The following is a 26417-nucleotide window of genomic DNA, read 5'->3' on the forward strand; positions in this document are numbered from 1 at the left end:
TAAAAATAAGCCAAGGACTATGTTAAATAAACTTGCCAAAACCCTGTTCTCTACCAAACTTACTGCCGTACTTTTTATTGCTTTTGCAGCTGCAATGGCCATAGGAACATTTATGGACGCAGGACAAGATACGTCGCCAACTGCTTACACCAGAAATATGATTTACAACACCTGGTGGTTCGAGGCCATTATGGTTGTTTTTGTACTTAATTTCTTAGGAAACATAAAAAAATACAGACTTTGGCGCAAGGAAATGTGGGCTACCCTAATCCTGCACTTGTCGTTTATTTTAATTCTTGTTGGTGCCGGAGTTACCCGATACATTGGGTACGAAGGCATGATGGGCATACGGGAAGGCGATACCGAAAACACCTTCCTTTCACGCGAAACCTACATTACCGCCTATATAGATGGCGATTTTGAAATAGATGGCGTGCCACAGCGCTTACCCAGAGAATGGGAAGTAGATTTTTCGCATAGAATGGAAAATACCTTTAAAAGAACAGCCGTTTATAACGGGCAAAAGGTGACTTTCGAGTTGGAAAAATTTATTCAAGGCGCCGAAATGGACGTCGTACCATCTAACGACGGCGAAGCATATTTAAAAATTGTTGAAGCAGGCGGCGGCGATCCCCACAATCATTTTTTAAAATCGGGTGAAGTACAGAACATTCACAATGTGTTATTTTCTTTAGATAAACATGTTGATGGCGCGGTTAATATTACCAACAATAATGGCGAATTAACCATAGAATCGCCTTTTGAAGGCGAATATTTAACCATGGCAACCATGGCAAGCGGACAATTGGTAAAAGACTCAGTGCAGCCCTTGGTATTGCGCTCTAGATATGTTATAGGAGACTTGCAAATGGTGTTCCCAAAGCCCGTAGTTACAGGTGAGTTCGATTTGGTTAAAAAATCACAACTGCTTAAGGGCGATGAAGATGGTGTGGTGCTTAGCGTAACCTCTAATGGCGAAACCCAAAAAGTAAATCTGTTAGGTGGGCTAGGGCGTAGCAACCCCTTCGAGCAAGTAAAAATTGCCGGTCTAGATATTGCTGTAAAATACGGCTCTAAAATTCGTGAGCTGCCTTTTAGCGTAAAGCTTAACGACTTTATTGCCGATCGCTATCCAGGAACCGAAAACAGCTACTCGGCTTTTGCCAGTGAAGTAACCGTATTAGACGAGCAGGAAGGTAATTTTAATTACCGCATTTATATGAACCATATTCTAGACCATAGAGGATACCGCTTTTTCCAGGCAGGTTTCGACCCAGACGAAAAAGGGACTAAGCTTTCTGTAAACCACGATTTCTGGGGTACTTGGATAACCTACATTGGCTACTTTTTACTGTATATTGGGTTATTGGCCATTTTGTTTGATAAGAACACTCGCTTTGCCGACCTGAGACGTCAATTGAAAAAAGTAAAGGCTAAAAAAGCCGGACTAAGTGTTATTGTACTGTTGCTATGTTTTCAAGGTATGGCGCAAAGCCAACAAACCAGTCACCTGCATAGCAAGCCTAGTAAAGCGCAAATAGATTCTGTTATTGCGGCCAACATTGCACCCAAGGCACATGCCGATAAATTCGGGCATTTGGTTATTCAGGATATCGATGGGCGTATGATGCCAGTAAATACATTTGCTTCTGAAATGCTGCGCAAGCTAAGCAAACACAATACCTATAACGATCTGGACGCCAACCAAGTGTTTCTTTCCATACACGAAAGCCCAATGCTTTGGTACAATGTGCCACTTATTTATTTAAAACCTCAAAAGGCAGATTCTTTACGTAGCATCATAGGTATTCCTAAAGAACAAAAGTATGCTGCTCTGGTCGATTTCTTTTCAGAGCGAGGCGACTATAAACTAGGGCCGTATCTTAAAGATGCCTATGAGGCACAAGTGCCCAATGCTTTTCAAAAAGAATTTAAAGATGCCGACCAAAAGGTTAACTTGCTGTACAATACCATAGAAGGTTACGCCCTAAGAATTTTTCCTATTCCTAACGACGAGAATAACAAATGGATTGCCTCAATAGAGTACAGACGGGATGGCTTTAACGAGAAAATCTCCGATTCTCTCTACGGCAACTTTGTGAATAGTGGTTTTGGGGCATATTTATTCGCCTTAAACGAAGCCAAAAAGAGCAACGATTTTAAACAGGCCAACGACCTTTTAGAGGCTTTTAAGAAAACACAGCATAAGTTTGGCGGTAACGTCATGCTTTCAGACGAGAAGATAAATACCGAGATTAACTATAATAAATACGATATTTTCCAGAGGTTGTTTAGCTGGTATATGTATGTGGCCACCATTATGTTTGTGGTACTTATTATTCAGATTTTTAATTACAAAAACAAGTACCTCTCGTTGCTGGTAAAAATATTTGCGGGCATTATTGTATTCCTGTTTTTATTGCATACAGTAGGCTTAATAGCCCGTTGGTACATTTCTGGGCATGCCCCTTGGAGTGATGCCTACGAATCCATGATTTACGTGGCTTGGGCAACCATGCTATTCGGGTTGATTTTTGGAAGAAAAAGCAACCTAACCATTGCCGCTACAGCTTTTGTAACATCTATGATTTTAATGATTGCCCACTGGAACTGGATGGATCCTTCAATTGCCAATTTACAACCTGTGTTAGATAGTTATTGGTTAATGATTCACGTTGCGGTTATTGTGGCCAGTTACGGGCCATTTACATTGGGTATGATTTTAGGTTTGGTATCGCTATTCTTAATGATTTTTACCACCAAGAGCAATAAAAAACGCATGTTGGTTAACATTCAGGAATTAACCATTATAAACGAAATGGCACTAACCGTAGGGCTTGCTTTATTAACCATAGGAAACTTTTTAGGCGGCATGTGGGCCAATGAAAGCTGGGGACGTTACTGGGGTTGGGACCCTAAGGAGACCTGGGCCTTAATTAGTATTATGGTGTATGCCTTTGTAATTCATATGCGATTAATTCCTGGATTGCGAAGCAGGTTTGGGTTTAACTTGGCGTCTATTATTGCGTTTGCAAGTATTTTAATGACGTATTTTGGCGTGAACTTTTACCTGGCAGGCTTGCACTCTTATGCTAGTGGTGACCAGATTATAAGTTTGAAATTTATCGGGATTGCCTGTGCTATTGTAGCGGTAATAGGTGTTTTAGCTTATGGCAAATATGTTAAGTTTTATAAAAAATAAGTTGGGTTTACCAATAAGAAATAAAAAAGCCAATCTTTTAAGATTGGCTTTTTTATTAAAGTTTAATGGGTGTTTTGTCTAAATTAAGATCGTCCAACATGTCTTGGGTAAACTTATAATGCCCGCGCCTAGTTACAATTTTAAACCTGTGGTCTTTCATGCGGGTAAGCACATCCAAAAACCGCCATTTCGATTTCAATAATTTAGGCTTTTCAGATTTCAGGCTAATTTCAAAATAATGCTTTCTACCAGATTTTTCAGCAACAATATCTGGTGTAATGGTAATATCGCTACCTTTTTTAAGGTAGGATTTAGGCGCTTCGTAACCCTCTAAATCAGCTTTAATATTACTAAAGCCACGATTTTCCAGATAAGCTAGGGTTTCCTTTAAAAAAAATTCGTTTTCAATTTTGTCTTGTGATATCATGCTATTAAATTAATAAAAAAAAATCACTTCTTGGGTTAATGCACTGTTAAAAAACAAGTTAGGGTTGTTAGGCTGGAGTTTAAGCCGTGCTAACAGTATGTGTTGCTAAAGGTTTCCGTTTAGAGGTTACAAAAAATAGTGTTAATTTGTGCTGCTAATAACTTGTGGTCATGAATACGTTTATAGAGAATTACAACTACCTTTTTGAAGAAGAACTCCTTGACGAAATATTGCAAGTTGGGGTGTTTAAGGAAGTCTCTAAAGATGACCCCATATTGGGCATTGGCGAACATGTGAAGTTTATGCCCCTTATTATATCTGGAGCTATTAAAGTACTTCGTGAAGATGAAGAAGGCGAGGAGCTTTTACTTTACTTTCTTGAGGTTGGCGATACCTGTGCCATGACCTTAACCTGCTGCATGGGGCAAAAGAAAAGTGAGATCATTGCCGTGGCCGAAACCAATTCCAGTATCATGATGATTCCCGTTAAGTTTATGTCGCTGTGGATGGCCAAATACAAAAGCTGGCAAAACTTTATTTTGCAAAGCTATAATAACCGTTTGGTCGAACTTTTAGAAGCGATAGATACCATTGCCTTTTTAAAAATGGACGAGCGCATATACAAATACCTTAAAGACAAAGCTATGGTAAACCACAACGACCTGGTAACGGTAACGCATCAGCAAATAGCAAACGATTTGCACACATCTAGAGTTGTGGTGTCTAGATTGTTAAAATCGCTGGAAAATCAGCATGTTATTGAATTGCAGCGTAATGCAATAAAAGTTTTAAAACTGTAACCATTGTTACGGGGCTCTTAAATAAAGACCTTTACCTTTGCATGGTTAAACGATTGTAACTTTTGGAAGATATTTTAGGATACATAGGTGCCTTGGTGATAGGCTTAGTTTTAGGGCTAATTGGTGGCGGCGGATCCATATTAACGGTACCTCTATTGGTTTATTTGTTAGGATATAGCCCCGTTGTTGCCACGGCGTACTCGCTTTTTGTGGTGGGGTCCTCCTCTTTGGTAGGGGTTGTTCAAAAACATCGTAGAAAGCTTGTCGACTTTAAAACGGGGTTTACCTTTGTGTTTCCTTCTTTTTTGGCAGTTTACCTGTCCAGACGTTTTTTAGTCCCCTTTATTCCAGAGCAAATCTTCACCATTAATTCTTATGTGTTTACTAAGGATATGGTTATTATGGTATTTTTTGCTTTGGTTATGTTTTTGGCTTCCATATCAATGATAAAAAATAAAAAAAATCTGGAGCACAGCATTCAAAAAAAGTCACAGGCGTATTACAAAACGTTTGTTCAAGGGCTCTTTATAGGGGTAGTAACAGGTATAATAGGCGCTGGAGGCGGATTTTTGTACGTGCCAGCTTTAGTGTTATGGGCTGGATTAGACATGAAAAAAGCCGTTGGAACCTCGTTGGTAATCATTGCTTTTAACTCTTTAATTGGGTTTACCGGAGATGTTCAAACCTTAGCAATAGAATGGCAGTTCTTATTAACCTTTTCGGCAATAACCATTGTAGGAATACTGCTGGGCGGCTATTTTTCAAAATACATCTCCAACAAAAAACTAAAGAAAAGCTTTGGGTGGTTTGTGATGGTAATGGCCCTCTATATTTTAATCAAGGAAATCATGGCTTAGCGTATAATGTAACCTAAGTGGCAAACCATATAAAAAAACATTAGTATTTTTGAATAACTAAAATTACAACAATGAAGATAGAACAAATATATACAGGCTGTTTAGCACAAGGTGCCTACTACATAGAAAGCCAGGGCGAAGTGGCAATTATAGACCCCCTGCGTGAAGTGCAGCCTTATTTAGACAAAGCCGCCGAAGATCAAGCCACTATTAAATACATTTTTGAAACCCATTTTCACGCCGATTTTGTTAGTGGACATGTCACTTTATCAAAGAAAACAGGAGCACCAATAGTATATGGTCCTAATGCAAACCCAAGTTTTGATGCCGTAATAGCCAAAGACGGACAAGAATTTAAACTTGGAGATATAACCATAATAGCCTTGCATACACCAGGACACACTATGGAAAGTACAACCTATCTTTTAAAAGATGAAAATGGTAAAGACCATGCTATTTTTAGTGGAGATACGTTATTTTTAGGAGACGTTGGTCGTCCAGATTTGGCCCAAAAAGGTAAAGAGTTAACACAAGAAGATTTAGCAGGCTATCTGTTTGATAGTTTACGTCAAAAAATTATGCCTTTGGCAGACGAGGTTATTGTTTATCCTGCGCATGGTGCCGGATCGGCCTGTGGGAAGAATATGATGAAAGAAACGGTAGACACTTTAGGTAACCAAAAGAAAATGAATTATGCCTTACGTGCCGATATGACTAAAGAAGAATTTATTAAAGAGGTTACCGATGGCTTAGCACCACCACCAGAGTATTTTCCGCTTAATGTTAAAATGAATAAAGAAGGTTACGAAGATATTGATGAGGTGTTAGAGCGTGGCACAAAAGCATTATCACCAAAAGCTTTTGAAGTAGCTGCCAATGAAACAGGCGCAATTGTGTTAGATGTTCGTCATCAAACAGAATTTGTAAAAGGCCATATTCCAAGATCCATTTTTATAGGGATCGATGGTGGGTTTGCCCCCTGGGTTGGTGCTTTAATCGCAGATGTTAAACAACCCATTTTACTGGTCGCCGATGAAGCTCGTGTAGAAGAGACCGTAACGCGCTTATCCCGTGTGGGGTTCGATAATACGCTGGGGTATTTAGAAGGTGGGTTTAACGCTTGGAAAGCCGCAGGCAAAGAAGTAGACCAGTTAGAGTCCATCTCGGCCGAGACATTTAAAAAACGCTTAGAATCTGATGATATTCCGGTATTTGATGTAAGAAAAGACGGGGAGTTTGTATCAGAGCATGTTAAAAACGCCCACCATACACCATTGGATTATATTAATAATTATCTATCGGAATTCCCAGAAAACAAAGACTTTTACGTACATTGTGCTGGCGGATACCGCTCTGTTATAGCGGCGTCTATTCTTAAAAGCAGAGGAATTCATAACTTAGTAGATGTAGCAGGAGGCTTTAAAGCCATTAAGGACGCAGGAATTCCTGTAACCGATTATGTATGCCCTACCACGCTAAAATAATTTAGTGAGGGTATTGATTAATAGCTGAAGAGCGGGATTTCCCGCTCTTTTTTTTGTAACATAGGTTACCAAACAACTCGTCTTTAGGTTGTAATTTTACATTAAAAATAAATTAAAACATGTCATTACTATCAATGTTATTTAGCGCCAAGGCGACCCATAAAAATATTAATGTGTTGCAGCCAGATGCGTTTAAAACACGTATTTTAGAACATAAAAATGTTCAATTGGTTGATGTTAGAACAGCAAAAGAATTTAAGTCTGGACACATAAAAAACGCCAAGAATATCGATTTTTACTCAGGAGGGTTTCCGGCTGAGTTCGAAAAATTAAATAAAACCCAACCCGTTTATGTTTATTGCAGGAGCGGTGTTAGAAGCAGGCAAGCAGCCAATAAGTTGGTGAAAATGGGCTTCTCTGAAATTTACGATTTAAAGGGTGGGTATTTAAGCTGGTAATTATGTTATTATCAAGGTTAAGCAAGCGCTTCATGCGTAGGGATGTTTGCCTTCAGAAGATGGGCGTTTGTTTTTAAAAAAAGTGCAAGTTGTGTAATCGGAAAAATTGAAAAATAATGGTTAACCTTAAAATGTTACTCGTGCTAGTCCTAGTACTTACGGGGTTTAGTTGCAAGGAGAAAACAGAGTCTAAAATAACGCAACAGGCCGAAATGCTAGTGGCAGAGCAAGACCACCCAGGAAAAGCCTTGTTAGAGACCAACTGCTATGTGTGCCATAGCCCAACAGCAACTTTCGAGAATAGGATTGCACCGCCAATGTGGGCCGTAAAGCGACACTATTTAGAAGACGGTATGGGTAAAGCGGCATTTGTTGCAGCCCTTCAGAATTGGATGGAGAATCCCACACCCGAGAATGTGAAAATGCCTGGGGCTGTAGAAAAATTTGGTATCATGCCCAAGATGCCCTTGTCTAAAGAGCACATGGCTCAAATTGCCGATTACCTATATACATTCGATGTAAAACAGCAGGGACATGGCAAACACAAAAAGGCTAAAGCTGCAAAACCTGAAATACAGGGTGAGTCTTACGAAGAAAGGGGTATGGCTTATGCCATGCTTACAAAAGGCCAATTGGGAAAAAACCTTATGGGAACCATAAAAAAAGAAGGAACTTTGCAGGCGGTGTCTTTTTGCAATGAAGTTGCTTACCCCATAACCGACAGCGTGGCTATGGCTCATAAGGTGCAGATTAAACGGGTGTCCAACAAAGCCCGAAACCCCAAAAATAGTGCTAATGCCTATGCTACGGGTTTAATAGAACAGTACACAAAAGACATGGAAGCGCAAAAAACACCCAAAGCGGTTGTGATAGAACAGGATTCAACAGTTAAATTTTACGCTCCCATAACCACAAACACCATGTGCATACAATGCCATGGAACTCCTGGCCAAGATATAAAACCAGAGGTGTATTCCAGAATAAAGCAATTGTACCCCAACGATTTGGCTGTAGGTTATGATGTAGACCAAGTGCGGGGCCTTTGGGAAATTACCATGAAAAAATAAAATTAACGTATGAGCAGTTTTTCAGAAATTATAAATCAAGATCGTCCAGTTTTGGTCGATTTTTATGCCGAATGGTGTGGGCCATGTAAAACGATGGCTCCCATACTTAAGCAAGTAAAAGAAGCTTTGGGCGAATTGGTTGCTGTTATTAAAATAGATGTCGATAAGAACCAAAATTTAGCAGCCAAGTACCAAGTGCGGGGCGTGCCAACACTAATGGTGTATAAAAACGGGCAACAGCTCTGGCGGCAGTCGGGTGTGGTACAAGCTTCAGAGTTAATAACGCTTCTTAAAACCCATACCTAATAATGAAGCACCATTTAAATGCAACGTATTGGGACAATAGGTATAAGGATGAAAAAACAGGATGGGATTTAGGGCGCATTTCTCCACCCTTAAAGCACTACATAGACCAATTAGAAGACAAAACGGTAAAAATACTAATCCCGGGAGCCGGTAATTCCTACGAAGCAGAGTATTTGCACCGTCAAGGTTTTTTAAATGTTTATGTTCTAGACATCTCTAAAACGGCTTTGGCTAATTTTAAAAAGCGCGTGCCAGACTTCCCTGAACACCATTGCCTACACACCGATTTTTTTAATGTTAAGGAGGCTTTCGACCTCATTATAGAGCAAACTTTTTTTTGTGCCCTAACGCCTAGTTTAAGGCCAGCTTATGCTAAAAAAATGGCGCAGCTATTACATCCTTCAGGTAAGTTGGTAGGTGTTTTGTTTGGTGTGCCTTTAAATAGTGATACACCTCCCTTTGGCGGAGAAAAAGCAGCATATTTAGAGTTTTTTAGTAGCTTGTTTTCCATTCGGGTTTTAGAAAAGTGCTACAATTCTGTGCCCGAACGTTTGGACAAGGAACTGTTTATGATACTTTGCCCATTACAACCCCAATAAAATTGTTAATTCCCTTTAATTCGAGACCAAAGGGCGGCCATTAATTGTCGGGCATTCTCTCGATTTCTAGGTTGTTCTGTAAACGTTACTACACCGTTAGGGTGTGTTTCAATTAAAAATCGGAAAACAAAGTCTTGGGAGCTAGGTTCTAAACTCATTAGCCCAAAGCGCAAGTCGTTAAAATACAACTGCCCATTATTTTCGGAAATGGTATACCAACCTTCAGAAATGGCAATCATTCGCTTTACTTTTTCATGGAGAATCAAATCACCCAACAGAGCTGTGTTTTTGGGGTAGGCTGTAAAGGACATGGGCGCCGTGTCGAAAAACGAATAACTTCCAAGGAGATAATGGTCTTTGGTCTCAACATTGGCGTTCCACAAAATGGTGTTTAAGGGGGACGGCCTTGTGTCCATTTTTATATACGTTATGTTTTGATCGGTCAACGCTTTTTCAAATTGAAGGTAAGCAAGCCCTTTTAAAATAACCGTTATAAAAAGATAAGACGAACTTAAAATTAACCCTAAATAGGTGTAAAACCGCCTTTTTTTAGAGGTGCGTTTGTACCACATGGCTATGAGCAAACAGCCCAGAAAAGGAAGCGTGTATAGCGGATCTATCACAAAAATATTCTTATAGGCCAGCCTTAAATCTAATGGCCAGAATAATTGGGTGCCCCATGTGGTATGGGCATCTAAGAGCGGGTGGGTTAAAAATGCCCAAAAAAATAGCCAGGCCCAGTCTTTAACGTGTTTATGAGTTTCGTATTTAGAAACCAACCAGCCAAGGGCAGGAGCAAAAAGGACACAAAAGACAATAGAGTGTGTAAACCCACGATGAATTTCCAAGGCAGTAACGGTATCGGTAACATGCGAAGCCAGCACATCAAGGTCTGGTATAGTTCCAGCAATGGCCCCGTAAAGCATGGCTTTATTGCCTACTTTTTTTCCCATAACAACCTCTCCAACGGCTGCACCTAAAACAATTTGAGTTAACGAGTCCATATAAAAAATAAAGTGCAAATCTAATCATTTAATCGAAAAGAAATCCTCAATACCAGATAGGGTTTTCGTTAAACATATCGTCCTTATAACAGCATTTCGGTTTTAAGGCTTAAAATACCATTATAGCTCTGTGTTTCGAATAGTTGGCTTCAAGAAAACACGTTGTTTCGGGATGTAAATAGCGTTTTAAAATGTGATTCTCTTGGTAACATATGTTACTGACACGGGTTGTCTTGTGCCGTATTTTTGTGGTATAAAATGTAATAACGTATGAAACGCAAAATATACACCATAGCAATAGCCCTTTTTGGTCTTGTTTCAGGACTGCAAGCACAGCAAATTGTGCCTGTTTCTAAGGCCGACGTATTGGGTAAGGTGCAGGAAAGTAATAGAACGCTAAAAATATCTGAAGCGGATTTTAATCAAGCCAAGGCAGATTTTCGTCAGACCAACGCTGTTTTTTTACCAAACATTTCGGTGTCGCATACCGGCATGTCTACCACCAATCCCTTGGCAGCATTTGGAGCAAAAATCAATCAGGAAATTGTGAGTCAGTCAGATTTTAATCCAGCGTTGTTAAACGATCCCGATCAAATTCAAAACTTTACAACAAAGTTTGAAATTCAACAGCCTTTATTAAACTTCGATGGCGTTTACCAACGTAAGGCAGCCAAATTAAAAATGGAGGCCATGGCATTGCAGCAGCTGCGTACCAAGGATTATTTGAGCCTGGAGGTCGAAAAAGCCTATATGCAATTGCAGTTGGCCTATAAAACTGTAGCGGTAGTAGAAACGGCCTTAAAAGCGGCAAAGGCCAATAAGCAATTGGCCGACAACAGCTTTAAGCAAGGCTATCTCCAGAAGGCCGATGTTCTTGCTGTTGAGGTACGTGTTTCTGAAGTAGAAAGCCAATTGCATACAGCAGAAAGTCATGTAAAAAATGCATCGGATTACCTGTCTTTTTTAATGCATGAAGACCAGGAGGTTGTTTATCGCCCCTTAGATAGCCTACAGGTTGAAGTTGTTACCCTTAACCCTAAGGATGTAATTTCAGAAGAACGTTCAGACATTAAGGCCATGGCGCTATCGGCCGATGCTTATAAGACCATGCTTAAAGCCGAGAAAATGAATTTTTTACCACGCTTGAACGCCTTTGGAAGCTATGAATTGTACGACGACCAGATGTTTCAGGGGCATGCTAACGGCTATGTTTTTGGCGCCCAATTAAGCTGGAATATTCTTAATGGAGGCAAACGTTTTGGGAAAATCCAAAAAGGGCAATCGACTTACGATAAATCCAAATTCCAATACGAACAATATAAATCCAAAAGCGATATGGAGCTTAATAAAGCATGGCGAGCGCTAAACGATACCGAAAAGAAATTGAATTTAACGGCATTGGCTTTAAAACAGTCTAAAGAGTCTCTTAGAATTAGAACAAATCGTTTTGGAGAAGGCCTAGAAAAAACATCCGATTTGTTAATGGCCGAAACCCAATACGCACAAAAACAACTAGAATATTATCAAACCATTTATCAATATAACTACGCACAAGCCTACGTGCAGTTTTTAACACAATAAAAATTATGAAAACATTACATAAACTCTCTTTTTTAGCCTTGTTGTTGGTGGCTTTTGGCTGTAAGGACGATGCGGTGAAACCTGCTTCAGAAAATCTAAATGCCCCAATACCCGTAGAAGTAGCTACCGTTGCGGTTAACGGCAATGCCTCAAAACTGCAGGTTAGTGGTAAGGTTCAGGCGGTAAACAGTGCCGATCTAAGCACCAGAATAATGGGGTATGTAGACCGCGTGTATGTTAACGTTGGCGATAAAGTTAAGCAGGGTCAGTTGTTAATAGCCATAAACAATGCCGATTTGCAAGCGAAATTAGCCCAAGTAAACGCAAGCATTGCCGAGGCTACAGTTGCTTTCGATAATGCAAAAAAAGACTACCAACGTTTTCAAAATCTGTTTGCAGAAAGTAGTGCTACCCAAAAGGAATTGGATGATATGAAAGCCCATTTTCAAATGGTCCAAGCCAGGTTAACGGCTGCAAAACAAATGCGAAACGAAGTGCAAGCGCAATTTACCTATGCTAAAATAACCGCACCTTTTAATGGGGTAGTCACTCATAAAAGCGTTAAGCAAGGCGATATGGCCAATCCGGGAATGCCTTTAATTTCTGTAGAAGGTCCTAAGCAACTTGAGGTGGTGGCCATGGTACCAGAAAGCGAAATAGCCCAAGTAAAAAACAATACCGAAGTTACTGTATTGGTAGCTTCAATAAACAAAGCTGTAAGTGGGCTGGTAACCGAGGTGAGTACTTCGGCCAAACATACAGGAGGGCAGTACCTTGTGAAAGTTACCATAAAGGAAGCGGATGATAGCCTGCGTTCGGGCATGTTCGCAACAGTCGAATTCCCTGTTGAAAGCACAACCAAAGCACAAGACCGTGTTTTAATTCCTGTGTCGGCCTTGGTAGAACGCGGACAGTTAAAAGGTGTGTATACCATAAGCCATAACAACACGGCCATTTTACGTTGGTTGCGTTTGGGTAAAACCTATGGCAATGCGGTTGAGGTTCTGTCGGGGCTGTCTGCAAATGAGCAATATATAGTGTCTCATCAGGGCAAGCTTCAAAACGGAACAAAAGTAGAAGTTCGATAATTAAAAAGAATAACTGTGCTAACAGGCATTTGCTCAATAGCACAGCAAAAACATAAAGTAACATGAAAGAAGGATTAGCAGGAAAAATAGCCAAAGGCTTCATCGATAGTAAGCTTACCGTATTGTTGATGATTGTGTTTATGGTTATTGGGGTGTATAGTTCGTTTTTAATACCCCGAGAAGAAGAGCCCCAAATAGATGTCCCTATGGCCGATGTTTTTGTGGGATATCCAGGAGCCAGCCCAGCCGAGATCGAATCTCGTGTAATCGCCCCTCTAGAAAAGATTATTTCTAACATAAAAGGGGTGGAGTATGTGTATTCTACATCTATGGAAGAGCAGGGCATGGTCATTGTTCAGTTTCTTGTAGGTGAAGATATAGAGCGCTCTTATGTGCAGCTGTACAATGAAATTGCCAAGCATATGGATGCCATGCCGCAAGGGGTAACCATGCCATTAATAAAAACACGGGCTATAGACGATGTGCCCATGCTTGGGTTAACCCTATGGAGCGAAAGCTACGACGACTACAGGTTGAAACAGGTGGCGCAAGAAGTGCGCAACGACATCGAGAAGATTAACGATGTGGCCATCACCAAAACCATAGGAGGACGCGATAGGGAGCTGCGTATTGTTTTAGATAAAAATAAAATGGCAGAAGCCGGGGTCGATTTTCTTTCGGTAGCAAATATGATAAAAGCCAGCAACCAAAAAATGGGCTCGGGGGCTTTTAATCAGGCCGACGAGCAATTTATTGTAGCCACTGGCGATTTCTTAAAAACAGTATCCGATGTAGAGCGCTTGGTTGTGGGTGTTGTAAAAGACCAGCCTGTATATTTGCGACAAATAGCCGCCGTAATTGATGGGCCAGAAGTGCCGGTAGATTACGTAAGTCTAGGGTTTGGCCAAGCAAGCGATAACATAGCAACTTATAAAGCCGAATATCCTGCGGTAACCATTTCTGTAGCCAAACGAAAAGGCGCCGATGCCATGAAGGTTGCCGATGTTGTTATGGCCAAGATAGACCACCTAAAGCAACAGCTGTTGCCTGAGGACATTCACATTGAAACAACAAGAAATTACGGCGAGACAGCTTCTCAAAAAGTGTCTGAGCTATTAATGCACCTTATAGGAGCCATTATAGCTGTAACCATTGTGGTTATGCTAGCCATGGGATGGCGCGGAGGCCTGGTTGTATTTTTGTCTGTGCCTATTACATTCGCCTTAACATTGTTGAGCTATTATTTATTGGATTATACCTTAAACCGCATCACCTTGTTTGCGTTGGTGTTTGTAACCGGTATTGTTGTAGACGACTCCATTATTATTGCAGAGAACATGCATAGGCATTTTAAAATGAAACGCTTGCCCTTTAAACAAGCAGCGCTTTATGCCATTAACGAAGTAGGGAACCCTACCATATTGGCCACATTTACCGTAATTGCATCGGTATTGCCAATGGCTTTTGTATCGGGTTTAATGGGGCCTTATATGAGCCCTATGCCAATAGGAGCTTCTATAGCCATGCTGTTATCGCTTTTTGTGGCATTGACCATAACACCTTATTTGGGATACTTGTTTTTGCGTGAAAAGGAAAAGAAAAACCAAGATGAGGTGGCAGAAAAAACCATTTCCGATACCCTAATCTATAAAGTATACGAAAAGTTTGAAAAACCACTGATTGAAAACAAAACCAAGCGTTGGGTGTTTTTAGGAATAACTACAGCCTTATTATTGGCCTCGGTAGGGATGTTTTTTACAAAATCGGTGGCGGTAAAGATGTTGCCTTTTGATAATAAGAATGAATTTCAAGTAGTTATTGATATGCCCGAAGGAACAACCTTAGAGCGTACAGCGGTAGTGGCTAAAGAAATAGGGCAGTACCTGTCTACCCGCCATGAAGTTGTTAACTATCAAAGCTACGTAGGTACATCGGCGCCTATAACGTTTAATGGCTTGGTACGCCATTACGATTTGCGAGGCGGAAGCCACATGGCAGACATACAGGTGAACCTAACCGATAAACACGACCGAAGCGCGCAAAGCCACGATATCGTAAAGCTTATGCGTCCAGACATTCAACAAATTGCTTCAAAATACGGTGCCAATGTAAAACTGGTTGAAGTACCTCCGGGACCTCCTGTTTTATCTACCATTGTAGCCGAAATTTATGGCCCAGATTACGAGAAGCAAATAGCAGTTGCCGATTCTGTAAAAACCATCTTGAGCCAAACCACCGATGTGGTGGATATCGACTGGATGGTCGAGGCAGACCAACCAAAGTACGAGCTTATTATAGACAAGGAAAAGGCCATGTTGTATGGTGTTGCTCCCCAACAAATTGTACATACCATGCATACAGCCCTGGCCAATAAGCCTATCTCTGCTTTGTACGATGAAACAGCGGTTAACCAAGTAGGGTTAGTATTGGCTTTAGATGAACAAGAAAAATCGACCATAGCGGCTATATCACAGCTTAAAATAGCGTCTAAATTAGGACAAATGATCCCTATTTCCGACTTGGTAGAGGTGCGCAAAACAACCAAGGCTAAAAGCATTTACCGTAAAAACCAAAAGCGGGTGGTTTACGTGCTTGCTGATATGGCAGGGGAGTTGGAAAGCCCGGTTTACGCTATTCTTGGTATGACCGATAAGCTTCAGGACATACAGCTGCCTAATGGGTACAGCATGGATGAACTTTATATAAAGCAACCCGAGCATGAAGATAATTTTACGGTAAAATGGGATGGCGAATGGCAAATAACCCTAGAGGTGTTTAGGGATTTGGGGCTCGCTTTTCTTGGGGTAATTATTATTATTTACATCCTTATTGTAGGTTGGTTTCAAAACTTTAAGGCTCCTGTGGTTATGATGGTTGCCATACCGCTTTCTATGGTGGGTATTGTTTTGGGACATTGGTTGTTGGGTGCCTTTTTTACCGCAACGTCTTTTATTGGTATGATTGCTTTAGCCGGTATTATGGTAAGAAACTCGGTGCTGTTAATAGACTTTGTTAACCTAAGGTTGGCAGACGGTGTGCCATTAAAACAAGCGGTAGTCGAAGCTGGAGCCGTAAGAACAACGCCTATTTTACTAACTGCGGGAACAGTGGTTATTGGGGCTTTTGTCATCTTGTTCGATCCAATTTTTCAAGGGTTGGCCATCTCTTTAATGGGCGGAACTATTGTATCTACCGTATTAACCTTATTAGTTGTGCCTTTAGTGTATTATATGATAGAACGTAAAAACCATAAGTAAAATGAAATTAGTAATTATAACACTGGTTGATGAATATAAAGAGTCTGTTTATAAGTTATTTAAACAGTCTAATATTAACGATTTTAACGAGTCTGACATTGCTGGGTTTAAGCTAGGAGGATCTTCCAATTTAGGAAGCAACTGGTTTGCTGGACAGAAGTTTGGTACAGATTCAGAATTGTTTTTCTTTTTTGCAGAACAGCAAAACATCGATTTACTTTTTAAAAACCTTAAAGCGTTTAACGCAACAATAGAAGAAGAAAATGCTATTAGAGCTGTTGTTGTTCCTGTTGAGCAATTTATTTAAACTAAAATAATTAATTATGATGAATAGATATATTAGAGTAATAGCCGGAACATTTGTTATTATAAGTGTTTTATTGGGAATGTATGTCAATGAAAATTGGCTGTGGTTTACCTTGTTTGTTGGTGCCAATCTTTTACAATCAGGTATTACAAAATGGTGCTTAATGGAAGATATCCTTCAGAAATTAGGCGTTAAGAAGGACTGTAATTAAACTTCAATTTTCCATAATCTATTTTTAGCTGTATTTTTGCTTAAAAAATAGATTATGGAAATTATTTATGAGCCTTGGCCTTGGTATATATCGGGCTTTTTAATTGCCGTTACAATGCTTTTATTACTATTGTTAGGCAAAAAATTTGGCATGTCGTCTAACCTAAGAACTATGTGTGCCATAAGTGGCGGTAATAAGTTTAGCCATTTTTTCACATATAATTGGCGCAACGATTTGTGGAACTTAATTGTTGTTTTTGGCGCTGTTATAGGGGGCTTTTTAGCATCACATTATTTGTCTCTTGAAAATGATATGCCTCAAATAAGTACGCACACCTTAGAAGCTTTAAATAATCTTGGAATAGCTTCAGAAAATCACTATTTACCCGTAGAATTATTCTCTTTTGAAACTTTAAATGTAAAAACTTTAGCTATACTTATTGTAGGAGGCTTTTTAGTGGGCTTTGGAGCTCGTTATGCCGGTGGTTGTACCTCGGGGCATGCTATTTCTGGTTTAAGTAATTTACAACTCCCTTCTTTAATTGCTGTAATTGGCTTTTTTATAGGTGGCCTAATTATGGTGCATTTAATTTTCCCTTTAATTTTTTAAGATGAAACAGATTGTATATTTATTAGTTGGTGTGGTGTTTGGTATTATCATGTATAAGTCTGAAGCGGCTTCATGGTTTCGTATTTACGAGATGTTTCGGTTCGAATCTTTTCATATGTATGGTATAATAGGAACAGCTTTAGTATTTGGGTTGCTTTTTGTTTTTATTATTAAACGCTTCCGTATTAAATCGTTTAGTGGTCAAAGCATTTATATTCAACCCAAAGAAAAATCATTTACACGTTATATAGTAGGTGGTATTTTATTTGGGTTAGGATGGGCGTTAGTAGGAGCGTGTCCTGGCCCTATTTTTGTGCTTTTAGGCGCTGGTTTTTTACCCGTTATAATTGTTCTTGCTTCTGCAGTTTTGGGAACATTTGTTTACGGTTTGTTATGTGATAAACTTCCCCACTAATTTTTAGGTTTAAAGCTGTAACATTTTTAATTGTTGTACGTCAAATAGGCACATCAATCAAAAACACAAAAACCATCATGAGAGAAGATAAGCAACTTTTGGTTATAACCCATTTAAGTCAGTTGTTAACTTGTATTACAGGGTTTGGCGGGTTAATCGTGCCGTTGGTCTTGTGGTTAACACAAAAGGAGACCGTTTATAGCATGGATGTGCAGGGCAAGCGTATAGTAAACTTCCAGTTAAGTTTAATTATCTATTCATTAATCTGTATTCCTCTTATTTTGTTATTAGGAGTAGGCATTTTAGGGTTAATAGTTATTGGACTTATATCTATAGTTTTTCCTATTATTAATGCTATTAAAACAAATAATGGCGAAATACCAAAATATCCTTTATCTCTTAATTTTATTAGTTAGTTATTATCGAGGTAAATAAAACGCCCATAGCAATATGGGCGTTTTTTTATTTAGAAAAAAAACGACTGCTTACAGAAAAAACAAAGCTTGATTAGTTAATTAAATATTAAGTTTGCTAATTATAAGCTATGCAATTAATAATTAGATATATACTTTTATTTAGTTTGTTGGGTTTTGGAAATGCTATTGATGCTCAAAATCCTGTGGTGCAGCATATGTCTAAAATATCTAATTTACCAGATGTAGAATTTTATGATATTTTAGAGGATAATAACCACTACATCTGGCTTGCAGCAGATAAAGGCTTATACAGATATAACGGTAAAATTTATCAAAAATTTACAAATTCAAAGCAAAGGGTTAACTCATTATTTCAATTAAAATTAGATGAAAAAGGAAGACTTTGGTGTATTAATCTTTATGGGCAACTTTTTTATATTGAAAACGATAAACTAACCCTTTTTTACGATGCAAATGAGCTAGTAAAAGGACAATTATCACCTTTTGAAATTACAAGTAGATCAATACGATTGTTTACTGTAGATGGTATTTATGATATCAATTTTAAAGATAAAAAGGCAAATAGGCTTTTTAATGGTATGTCTGTTAGTGAGAGTTCTTTTAAGGGTATATCTTATGTAATCAAGATAGATTCTCATGAGAAACCTTCAAAAGAGAAGCAAAACTGGTATCAAATTAAAGATAATCATATAAAATTACTAATAGAGCTGACTTCAACATACAGAATGCAGTCCCCAAAGGTTTATGCCTTTAAAAACTCTGCGCTATTAAATTTCAAAGAACAAGGTAAAAATCAACTTTATTTATACAGAGCTCAAGCAGATAAAGTCCTTAAACTTAAAACACCAAAAAACCTTGAAGATGTAACTATTTATAATATTTTATTGTTAAATAATCACTATTGGTTTTTGACAACTTCTGGGGTATTTATATTTCAACTAGAGAAAAATAAGTTAAATTTTAAAGAGCAATTGTTTAGTAGCGAATCTGTTACTGATGTATTAGTAGATTTTAATAAAAATTATTGGTTTACTACATTGGATAATGGTGTTTTTGTGTCTTCTAACTTAAATATTAGACATCTTAATTTAGAGAATACAAAAGACAAAATTACAGCTGCATGTGCATTAAATAAAAATCAATTTTTACTTGGAACAAATAGTGGTAAGTTGCTGTTTTATAGTAATAATCAAGTTTTTAAAACCCTGAAATTACCTGGTTCTAAGATTATTGGTAATTTATTTTTCGATGCCTCATATAACCAAGTTATTGTTAGTATTAATGCATCAGAATCTTACAGTATCGATTTGAAAACATTTACTGTAAAAGACGAAGAAAATAAGTATTCTGTTGCAAAAACATTCTCAAAGATTAATAATAAAAATCTCTTTTATGGTAGTTATAAAGAAGCTATAATTTATAACCAACCGTACACTTCAGATTCAACACAAATTATTAGAGAAAGTAGAGTAAAAACCTCTGAAGTTTTAAATAATAAACTTTTTGTTTCTTTTATAGATGGTTTGTATCAATTTGATGTGAACAGTTTCTATTCAAAGGAAATTAAACTTGAAAATGAAAGTATTTTAGTTAATTCAATTACAAAAATTAATAATGAAATCTGGTTAGCAACACAGCATAATGGTTTGTATTGTTTTAAGGATAACCAATTGATTTCAAAACAAAATATATTACCAAAGCAAATTCAGATAAATACACTAAAATCTGATGGTGAATTTCTATGGATTTCAACAGATGAAGGTTTTTACAGATTTCAACCAAAAACTAATGCATTAAGAAGCTTAAATACCCAAGATGGCTTAACATTATCGGTAGATAAATTTATTATTCTTGAAGATTATTTGGTGGCTATTTTTCCTAATTCGTTTTACTTAATGCCAAAAAACGACATGCTTTTTAAAGCGTTTAAAACCTCTAAGGTTTGGATAGAGTCTGTTAAAATTAATGACAAAGATACCCTAGTTAATACCAACTATAATTTACCATATAACTTTAATAATTTAAGGTTTGATTTTAACTCTAACGGATTTCAATCTAACAAGCATGTTAGTTACAAATACCGTATAAAACCTATTGACACAACATGGCGAGAAGTGCCTTTAAATGCCCATTTTGTAGTGTTTAACAGTCTGTCTAACGGTAAATATACATTTGAGTTGCAAGGGCAAAATATTAGCAGTAAAGACATACAATTTGCAAACCCTATTACTTTTACCATTAATAAGCCATTTTGGGAAACATACTGGTTTTATGCCCTTGTTTTGATAATTATTGTTGGTTTGTTTTGGTTGTATTTTAGAAAGCGATTAAAACAAAAAGAAACACAACGAATTGCAGAAATTGATAAGATTTTAATCGATAAGAAAATTACTAATCTTCGATTGGAAAACTTGCGTTCTCAAATGAATCCGCATTTCATCTTTAATGCTTTAAATTCCATTCAAGATTATATCATTTCAAATGAAAAAGAATTGGCAAGCTCTTATTTAGTGAAATTTAGCCGATTAATTAGAATGTATTTGGACTACAGCCAGCAAAACGAAATTACCTTAGAAGAAGAATTAAAAGCCTTAAAGCTTTATTTAGAGTTAGAAAAGGTTCGTTTTGAGGATGAATTAGAATATACTATTTCGGTTGATAATCAGTTAAAAACAAAACAGATAAAAGTACCTTCGTTATTCATTCAACCTTATGTTGAAAATGCCTTAAAACACGGATTATTACACAAATTAAACGACCGAAAATTACATATTGAAGCGAAAATTATTCAGGAAAATAAATTAGAAATTACGGTTGAAGATAACGGAATTGGTCGCGCACAATCGGAAAAATTAAAACGACCAAACCAACAGCACAAACCCTTTGCGACTAAAGCTAATGAGGAACGTGTGCATCTTTATAAAAACAAATTAAAACGTGATATAGCCATAACTACAACCGATTTGTATGACGAGAACGACGTCGCTGCAGGTACAAAAGTGGTCATCACGATGCCAATACAATAAGATATGAAAGCGATAATTATAGACGACGAAAAACGCGCCAGACATTTACTATCTAATTTGCTTACAGAACATTGCGCAAGTATTACTAGCATTGAAGAAGCGCAAGATTTAGCATCTGGTGTAGACTTGATTAAAACCAGTAAACCTGATGTTGTCTTTTTAGATATTGAAATGCCAAATCAGTCTGGATTAGATATTTTAGAATACTTTCCAAATCACATCGATTTTAAAATCATTTTCGTAACGGCATACAATCAATATGCGATTGAAGCTTTCAAATTATCGGCTGTAGATTATTTGTTAAAACCAGTAGATACAAATGAGTTAAAAGAAGCAGTAACAAAAGCTGAAGAAGCGATAAAAGCCAATAATTTAAACGACCAGTTAAACAAGTTACGCGATTCATTAAAGCAACTATCCATGGATAAAATTGCTTTAGAAATCCCAAAAGGCATCATGTTCGCATCGCATAATGATATCGTCTATTTTGAAGCCGATGGCATGTACACCAACGTGCAACTTATGGATGGTAAACAAAAAACCATTTGTAAACCCTTAAAGCATTTTGTAGAGCAATTAGAACGCAATGCGATGTTTTTTAAATGTCATCGGTCGTATTTAATCAACTTAAAATATGTAGATGAATTGGTTAAAGATGATGGCGATTACTTACTAATGAACAATCAAAAACGCATTCCAATTTCAAAATCTAAACGCGATCAGTTTTTGGACGTGATTAAAGAAACGTTTATGTGATTTTCATTCAGAAAGAAATTAGAGCTATTCAGAAAAATCTCACTTAATTTAGCCTTGTTTGATTGTTGTTTTGTAGTTGAATATTAAAATAAATCTCAACTACAATGAAAAAAACATTACTCTTATTAACCTTTTTAATAGCGACTGCATCGTATAGTATACATGCGCAAAATGTTAACATTCCCGATGCTAATTTTAAAAGCTATTTATTAGCAGACGCAGCCATTAACACCAATAACGACTCAGAAATTTCTGTAGCAGAAGCACAAGCATTTTCTGGTGAATTATTAATTAATGGTTTGTCAATTTCAGACTTAACAGGAATAGAAGAATTTATAAACATTACACGATTAGATTGTTACAATAATAATTTAACGTCTATCGATGTAAGCAATAATCTAGCATTAACACGTTTGCACTGTTCTGATAATCAAATAGAAACGTTGGATATTAGTGCAAACACATCAATTACAGATATACAATGTCATAACAATGGTGTTTTATATGAATTAAACATTGCCAATGGTAATAACAGTAACATTAACTGGATGAAAGCTTATGGAAATAGTTTATCATGTATTCAAATAGATGCTGGTTTTACACCACCAGCAGAAGCCGGAATATATAACCAAGGTTGGACTAAAGGTACCTCTGCATTTTATAGTGAAGACTGTGCTGCATTAAATCAAATTGTAAATATTCCAGATGCTAATTTCAAAAGTTATTTAGTAAACAATAATAGTATCAATTTAAATGGTGATACTGAAATTACAGTGGCAGAAGCACAAGCTACAACAGAGCTACTTATCAATGGTTTGTCAATTTCAGATTTAACAGGTATTGAAGCCTTTACCAATTTAACACGTTTGGATTGTTACGCAAATAATTTAACGACTATTGATGTTAGTAATAACACTAATTTAACACGATTACATTGTGCAGATAACCAAATTACCACACTAGATGTTAGTGATATTCCTACATTAGAGCAAGTTCATTGCCAAAACAATCAATTGGTAGAGTTAAACGTAGCCAACGGAAATAACAGCAATTTTAGCTACATGAAAGCGTATAATAATGCAAGTTTAACATGTATTCAAGTTGATGCAGGTTTTTCACCACCAGCAAATAGTGGTCAATATAACCCAGGGTGGACTGTAGACGGTCAATCGAGTTACGGTGAAAACTGTATTCCTTCTATATTTTACGTAAATGCCAATGCAATAGGTGCTAACGATGGTAGCTCATGGGCAGATGCTTTTACAAATGTAACTGACGCTTTAGCACTTACCAATTTAAATGATGCTGTTTGGGTAGCAAAAGGAACCTATACATTAGCAGATAAAAACACACCAATAGCTGTTAGTACAGATGAAGTGGATATTATTGGAGGTTTTGCAGGAACCGAAACGACTCTAGCTGAAAGAGATATAACAGCTATTCATACTACAAATGCTACCATTTTTACGGGAGATATAAATGGTGATGATATTGATGGAGATTTTTCATCGAACAAAACAGATAATGCAGAGCGTTTATTTGAAGTAACAGCTAGTGATGTGACTTTTGATGGGATTATTTTTGAAAATATTTACGATACATCTACATCTGGTGGTGTTGAAGAAAACGGCGTAATCTTTATTCCTAATAGTTCAAGTATTAATAACTTAAAAATTAAAAATTCGGTATTCAGAAGTAATTATTCTAATGGTTATTTACTTAAAATGAGAACATTAAACGGAGGCTTACTTATTGAAAACACCAAGTTTATAAATAACACCATTGTTAATAGAGGATTGGTTTATGTGCAATCTGATAGTACAAACGGCTATATTTTTACACGTTGGGCTAACGTTTTAGTTGCTGATAACGATATTAATGTTGCGGCTTTAGATATTTACAGAGAAGATTGGAATAACGGAAGCACTTTAGATGTTATAATTAATAATAGTACGTTTGTTAATAATGATTATAATGGTACTTATGGCAATTCTATAACGGCATCAGGTAATGGTAGTGTAAACCTAAATGTTAATAATACTATCTTTTGGCAGAATACAGTTAATGGTACAGCAGCAACTAGAGATATTTCCAACGGATTAGTTTCTACTTACGATGTGTTTATTAGAAATTCTATTGCAAATGTATCATCAAATGCCGGAACTTACGGGGGGACATTTAGTGCAACAAACGTAACAACTTTAGATCCAGCAACAGATAATTTAAATTTAGATGCCGAATACAAACCAACATCAGCTTCAAATTATATTGTTGATCAAGGTGATAACGCTTACTACGATGAAGCTTTATTTGGCGATTTAGATTTATCAGGTAATGATAGGGTTTTTAATACTACAATAGATTTAGGAGCTTACGAGTACAATTCTACATTAAGTGTTGATGATATTTCTTTAGATGAAAACACAGTAAAGTTATATCCAAATCCAGCAACAGACGTTGTAAATATTAAAACAAATCAAACTATTAAAAACGTAAGAGTTTTTAATGTAAATGGTCAAAAAGTACTTGAAATCGCTAATCAATCTCAAATTAATATTTCTAATTTACCAACAGGAATGTACTTTTTAAGCATAAATACTAACCAATCAAACCAAACAATAAAAATCTTAAAACAATAATTTTTAAAATGAAAAAATTAAACAAACTTGTAATTTTATTTTGTCTTGCTTTAACTGCATTAAATTGTTCTTCAGACGACGATAACAACACAGAACAACCTCAAAATACAAATGTTATTACTTTAAATAATGAAACTTATGTTGTTAATAGCGTTATCGTGGAGCCTGCATTAGGCGATAATACATATGTAAGTTTTTCTAATAAGACAGAAACTGAACTTTTAGATGCCATAAATAATGGGACTCAACTTGATAATGTTAATATATTTGGTATACGCATTAATCAAAGTCCATTAGCAGAACAAACATATAGTTTTTCTGATATGTCAAACTTTCAATTTGAAGAAAACGCTCAAATTATTAATGGAGAACTAGAAGACGGAAATATATTACTTGATAGAAATAATATAGATACCAATTTAAATGCTTCGACAGGAAGTTTTACATTAGATTTATATACTGTTGATGAAATTGAGCTTAGTTTTCAGTTTACAAGAAATGATGGTATAATCATTAATGGAAGTTATAAAGGGAGTTACATTAGTATGGATAATACAGATGGTTAAACGAAATTGCTATTAATTAAACATTAGGGGAAATTGTTTAAACGCTCACTTTTTTAGTGAGCGTTTTTCATGTTAAGTAATTGAGAAGTTAAAAATAATGCACAAAAAAACCGTAACCTAATGTTACGGTTTTAATATATAATATTGATGTATTATTTTAGCTATTAAGCATAACAGGCATAACAAGCATGGTTACTTGTTCGCCTTCATCCAGGCCATCCACAGGAGTTAAGATACCAGCCCTGTTTGGTAAGCTCATTTCAAGTTGTACTTCGTCTGATGTCAGATTGTTCAACATTTCAGTTAAAAAGCGTGAGTTAAAACCAATTTGCATATCGTCGCCCTGATAATCACAGGTTAAACGCTCTTCGGCTTTGTTGCTGTAGTCGATATCTTCGGCAGAAATGTTTAATTCGGCTCCTGCAATCTTTAAGCGTATTTGATGAGTCGTTTTGTTCGAGAAAATACTAACACGCTTAACAGAGTTTAGGAATTGCGTTCTGTCTATCGTTAATTTATTTGGGTTTTCTTTAGGGATAACCGCTTCGTAATTTGGGTATTTACCATCGATTAAGCGACAAACCAATACGGTGTTGTCAAAAGTAAATTTAGCGTTACTTTCGTTATATTCTATGGTGACGTGCTCTTCGCTTCCGGCCAATATGCCTTTAAGTAAGGTTAAAGGTTTTTTAGGCATGATAAACTCTGCAACTTGCTGTGCCGTAACATCTTCTCTTGTGTATTTAACAAGCTTGTGGGCATCGGTGGCTACAAAGGTTAGATTATCTTGCGAGAACTGAAAAAACACCCCACTCATTACCGGGCGTAAATCGTCGTTCCCAGCAGCAAAAATGGTTTTGCTAATGGCTGTGGCCAAAATATCGCTCTCAATGGTTGTTGTACTCGGGTCTTCTAAAGAAACAGGCTTTGGAAATTCGTTTCCATCGGCATAGGCTAAACCGTATTTACCGTGGTTAGAACTAATCTCGATAGCATGATCATCGCCAACAACAAAGGTTAGCGGTTGTTCTGGAAACGTCTTTAAAGTATCTAAAAGCAATCTTGCAGGAACAGCAACACTACCATTGTCGTTACTTTCTACATCAAGGGTAGAAGACATGGTGGTCTCTAAATCACTGGCAGAAATGGTTAAGTTGCCGTTGTCAAGTTCAAATAAAAAATTGTCTAATATAGGTAAGGTGTTTGAGTTATTTATAACGCCACCCAGAATTTGTAATTGTTTAAGCAAGTAAGTACTTGATACTATAAATTTCATGTAATCCTAAACGTTTTATGTTGAAAAAATCTTAATACAAATATA

Annotated in this window: 23 protein-coding genes; 20 read left to right on the forward strand and 3 right to left on the reverse strand. The window is 37.1% G+C overall.

Annotated features, from left to right (window positions below):
• Positions 1-19 precede the first annotated feature (19 nt).
• The gene (gene ccsA, locus IA57_RS09950; protein WP_036122728.1) at positions 20-3202 is read left to right on the forward strand and encodes a cytochrome c biogenesis protein CcsA; all 3183 of its coding nucleotides are present in this window, start codon (positions 20-22) and stop codon (positions 3200-3202) included.
• Positions 3203-3257: 55 nt separating this feature from the next.
• On the opposite strand, the gene IA57_RS09955 is transcribed toward ccsA, so the two are convergent.
• Complete coding sequence (locus IA57_RS09955; protein ID WP_036122731.1) at positions 3258-3629, reverse strand: hypothetical protein; 372 nt, start codon at positions 3627-3629, stop codon at positions 3258-3260.
• Between the two features lie 170 nt (positions 3630-3799).
• Between IA57_RS09955 and IA57_RS09960 the strand changes: the two genes are divergently transcribed.
• The 7 genes from IA57_RS09960 (at position 3800) to IA57_RS09990 (ending at position 9200) form a co-directional block, all read left to right on the forward strand.
• The gene (locus IA57_RS09960; protein ID WP_036122734.1) at positions 3800-4429 is read left to right on the forward strand and encodes a Crp/Fnr family transcriptional regulator; all 630 of its coding nucleotides are present in this window, start codon (positions 3800-3802) and stop codon (positions 4427-4429) included.
• Between the two features lie 62 nt (positions 4430-4491).
• Complete coding sequence (locus IA57_RS09965) at positions 4492-5286, forward strand: sulfite exporter TauE/SafE family protein (RefSeq protein WP_036122736.1); 795 nt, start codon at positions 4492-4494, stop codon at positions 5284-5286.
• Positions 5287-5357: 71 nt separating this feature from the next.
• Positions 5358-6770 carry an MBL fold metallo-hydrolase gene (locus tag IA57_RS09970; protein WP_036122738.1) on the forward strand — a complete coding sequence of 471 codons (1413 nt, stop codon included), beginning with the start codon at positions 5358-5360 and terminating at the stop codon, positions 6768-6770.
• Positions 6771-6889: 119 nt separating this feature from the next.
• On the forward strand, positions 6890-7228 hold the full coding sequence (locus IA57_RS09975; protein WP_036122742.1) for a rhodanese-like domain-containing protein: 339 nt from the start codon (positions 6890-6892) through the stop codon (positions 7226-7228).
• Positions 7229-7344: 116 nt separating this feature from the next.
• A complete protein-coding gene (locus tag IA57_RS09980) occupies positions 7345-8295 on the forward strand; it encodes a c-type heme family protein (protein ID WP_036122745.1) in 951 nt (316 codons plus the stop codon).
• A gap of 9 nt (positions 8296-8304) precedes the next feature.
• A complete protein-coding gene (gene trxA / locus IA57_RS09985; RefSeq protein WP_036122749.1) occupies positions 8305-8601 on the forward strand; it encodes a thioredoxin in 297 nt (98 codons plus the stop codon).
• 2 nt (positions 8602-8603) lie between these two features.
• Positions 8604-9200, forward strand: a complete 597-nt coding sequence (locus tag IA57_RS09990; protein WP_036122752.1) for a methyltransferase domain-containing protein — start codon at positions 8604-8606, stop codon at positions 9198-9200.
• 5 nt (positions 9201-9205) lie between these two features.
• Here IA57_RS09990 and IA57_RS09995 read toward each other — a convergent pair whose 3' ends face one another.
• Positions 9206-10204 carry a metal-dependent hydrolase gene (locus IA57_RS09995; RefSeq protein WP_036122755.1) on the reverse strand — a complete coding sequence of 333 codons (999 nt, stop codon included), beginning with the start codon at positions 10202-10204 and terminating at the stop codon, positions 9206-9208.
• A gap of 270 nt (positions 10205-10474) precedes the next feature.
• Between IA57_RS09995 and IA57_RS10000 the strand changes: the two genes are divergently transcribed.
• From IA57_RS10000 to IA57_RS10055, 12 genes are all read left to right on the forward strand, one after another.
• Positions 10475-11785, forward strand: a complete 1311-nt coding sequence (locus IA57_RS10000) for a TolC family protein (protein WP_036122759.1) — start codon at positions 10475-10477, stop codon at positions 11783-11785.
• Between the two features lie 5 nt (positions 11786-11790).
• Positions 11791-12873, forward strand: coding sequence for an efflux RND transporter periplasmic adaptor subunit (locus IA57_RS10005; RefSeq protein ID WP_036122762.1), 1083 nt, complete (start codon positions 11791-11793; stop codon positions 12871-12873).
• Between the two features lie 62 nt (positions 12874-12935).
• The gene (locus IA57_RS10010) at positions 12936-16130 is read left to right on the forward strand and encodes an efflux RND transporter permease subunit (protein ID WP_036122765.1); all 3195 of its coding nucleotides are present in this window, start codon (positions 12936-12938) and stop codon (positions 16128-16130) included.
• 1 nt (position 16131) lies between these two features.
• A complete protein-coding gene (locus IA57_RS10015; RefSeq protein ID WP_036122768.1) occupies positions 16132-16437 on the forward strand; it encodes a hypothetical protein in 306 nt (101 codons plus the stop codon).
• A 16-nt stretch (positions 16438-16453) separates the two neighbouring features.
• On the forward strand, positions 16454-16648 hold the full coding sequence (locus IA57_RS10020) for a YgaP family membrane protein (RefSeq protein WP_036122771.1): 195 nt from the start codon (positions 16454-16456) through the stop codon (positions 16646-16648).
• A gap of 54 nt (positions 16649-16702) precedes the next feature.
• Positions 16703-17257 carry a YeeE/YedE family protein gene (locus tag IA57_RS10025; RefSeq protein ID WP_036122774.1) on the forward strand — a complete coding sequence of 185 codons (555 nt, stop codon included), beginning with the start codon at positions 16703-16705 and terminating at the stop codon, positions 17255-17257.
• A 1-nt stretch (position 17258) separates the two neighbouring features.
• Positions 17259-17672 (forward strand): YeeE/YedE family protein, encoded by a 414-nt coding sequence (locus IA57_RS10030; RefSeq protein WP_036122775.1) that lies wholly within the window; start codon positions 17259-17261, stop codon positions 17670-17672.
• A 77-nt stretch (positions 17673-17749) separates the two neighbouring features.
• Positions 17750-18088: a DUF4870 domain-containing protein gene (locus tag IA57_RS10035; protein WP_036122777.1), complete on the forward strand. Its 339-nt coding sequence runs from the start codon at positions 17750-17752 to the stop codon at positions 18086-18088.
• 128 nt (positions 18089-18216) lie between these two features.
• Complete coding sequence (locus IA57_RS10040) at positions 18217-21135, forward strand: sensor histidine kinase (RefSeq protein ID WP_036122778.1); 2919 nt, start codon at positions 18217-18219, stop codon at positions 21133-21135.
• Between the two features lie 3 nt (positions 21136-21138).
• Positions 21139-21891: a LytR/AlgR family response regulator transcription factor gene (locus IA57_RS10045; RefSeq protein ID WP_036122782.1), complete on the forward strand. Its 753-nt coding sequence runs from the start codon at positions 21139-21141 to the stop codon at positions 21889-21891.
• A gap of 104 nt (positions 21892-21995) precedes the next feature.
• Positions 21996-24530 (forward strand): T9SS type A sorting domain-containing protein, encoded by a 2535-nt coding sequence (locus IA57_RS10050; RefSeq protein ID WP_036122785.1) that lies wholly within the window; start codon positions 21996-21998, stop codon positions 24528-24530.
• 8 nt (positions 24531-24538) lie between these two features.
• Positions 24539-25096 (forward strand): hypothetical protein, encoded by a 558-nt coding sequence (locus IA57_RS10055; RefSeq protein WP_036122788.1) that lies wholly within the window; start codon positions 24539-24541, stop codon positions 25094-25096.
• 157 nt (positions 25097-25253) lie between these two features.
• Here the strand turns inward: IA57_RS10055 and dnaN are convergent, their stop codons facing one another.
• On the reverse strand, positions 25254-26372 hold the full coding sequence (dnaN, locus tag IA57_RS10060) for a DNA polymerase III subunit beta (RefSeq protein ID WP_036122790.1): 1119 nt from the start codon (positions 26370-26372) through the stop codon (positions 25254-25256).
• Positions 26373-26417 lie beyond the last annotated feature (45 nt).

Origin of the sequence: Mangrovimonas yunxiaonensis, assembly GCF_000733475.1 — a bacterium.
GTDB classification, from domain to species: domain Bacteria; phylum Bacteroidota; class Bacteroidia; order Flavobacteriales; family Flavobacteriaceae; genus Mangrovimonas; species Mangrovimonas yunxiaonensis.

Coding starts and splice junctions, on each gene's coding strand:
- IA57_RS09980 (WP_036122745.1), top strand. CDS start 7,345: ATGGTTAACCTTAAAATGTTACTCGTGCTAGTCCTAGTACTTACGGGG.
- IA57_RS10055 (WP_036122788.1), top strand. CDS start 24,539: ATGAAAAAATTAAACAAACTTGTAATTTTATTTTGTCTTGCTTTAACT.
- ccsA (WP_036122728.1), top strand. CDS start 20: ATGTTAAATAAACTTGCCAAAACCCTGTTCTCTACCAAACTTACTGCC.
- IA57_RS09970 (WP_036122738.1), top strand. CDS start 5,358: ATGAAGATAGAACAAATATATACAGGCTGTTTAGCACAAGGTGCCTAC.
- IA57_RS09995 (WP_036122755.1), bottom strand. CDS start 10,204: ATGGACTCGTTAACTCAAATTGTTTTAGGTGCAGCCGTTGGAGAGGTT.
- IA57_RS10045 (WP_036122782.1), top strand. CDS start 21,139: ATGAAAGCGATAATTATAGACGACGAAAAACGCGCCAGACATTTACTA.
- IA57_RS10005 (WP_036122762.1), top strand. CDS start 11,791: ATGAAAACATTACATAAACTCTCTTTTTTAGCCTTGTTGTTGGTGGCT.
- IA57_RS10015 (WP_036122768.1), top strand. CDS start 16,132: ATGAAATTAGTAATTATAACACTGGTTGATGAATATAAAGAGTCTGTT.
- IA57_RS10035 (WP_036122777.1), top strand. CDS start 17,750: ATGAGAGAAGATAAGCAACTTTTGGTTATAACCCATTTAAGTCAGTTG.
- IA57_RS10010 (WP_036122765.1), top strand. CDS start 12,936: ATGAAAGAAGGATTAGCAGGAAAAATAGCCAAAGGCTTCATCGATAGT.
- IA57_RS09960 (WP_036122734.1), top strand. CDS start 3,800: ATGAATACGTTTATAGAGAATTACAACTACCTTTTTGAAGAAGAACTC.
- dnaN (WP_036122790.1), bottom strand. CDS start 26,372: ATGAAATTTATAGTATCAAGTACTTACTTGCTTAAACAATTACAAATT.
- IA57_RS10040 (WP_036122778.1), top strand. CDS start 18,217: ATGCAATTAATAATTAGATATATACTTTTATTTAGTTTGTTGGGTTTT.
- trxA (WP_036122749.1), top strand. CDS start 8,305: ATGAGCAGTTTTTCAGAAATTATAAATCAAGATCGTCCAGTTTTGGTC.
- IA57_RS09955 (WP_036122731.1), bottom strand. CDS start 3,629: ATGATATCACAAGACAAAATTGAAAACGAATTTTTTTTAAAGGAAACC.
- IA57_RS10000 (WP_036122759.1), top strand. CDS start 10,475: ATGAAACGCAAAATATACACCATAGCAATAGCCCTTTTTGGTCTTGTT.
- IA57_RS09990 (WP_036122752.1), top strand. CDS start 8,604: ATGAAGCACCATTTAAATGCAACGTATTGGGACAATAGGTATAAGGAT.
- IA57_RS09975 (WP_036122742.1), top strand. CDS start 6,890: ATGTCATTACTATCAATGTTATTTAGCGCCAAGGCGACCCATAAAAAT.
- IA57_RS10025 (WP_036122774.1), top strand. CDS start 16,703: ATGGAAATTATTTATGAGCCTTGGCCTTGGTATATATCGGGCTTTTTA.
- IA57_RS10020 (WP_036122771.1), top strand. CDS start 16,454: ATGATGAATAGATATATTAGAGTAATAGCCGGAACATTTGTTATTATA.
- IA57_RS10030 (WP_036122775.1), top strand. CDS start 17,259: ATGAAACAGATTGTATATTTATTAGTTGGTGTGGTGTTTGGTATTATC.
- IA57_RS10050 (WP_036122785.1), top strand. CDS start 21,996: ATGAAAAAAACATTACTCTTATTAACCTTTTTAATAGCGACTGCATCG.